Here is a 231-nt window from a genome sequence, read left to right on the forward strand (position 1 = left end):
AGACGTGGTAGCCTGCGATAAGGTTCGGTGAGGTGGCAACAACCTGTGACCCGGACATTTGTGAATGGGGAAACCCACTCATCATAAGATGAGTATCTTACGCTGAGTATATAGGCGTAAGAGGCGAACCAGGGGAACTGAAACATCTAAGTACCCTGAGGAAAAGAAATCAAACGAGATTCCCCTAGTAGCGGCGAGCGAACGGGGACCAGCCCTTAAGCATGCAAATGA

The 231-nt window shown here is 49.8% G+C and carries 1 rRNA gene; it reads left to right on the forward strand.

The window, feature by feature from the left end:
* Positions 1–231, forward strand: a 23S ribosomal RNA gene (locus tag R0J87_RS25220); the annotation flags it as partial.

It is taken from the genome of Halomonas sp. SIMBA_159 (assembly GCF_046536035.1).
Classification (GTDB): Bacteria; Pseudomonadota; Gammaproteobacteria; order Pseudomonadales; family Halomonadaceae; genus Vreelandella; species Vreelandella venusta_A.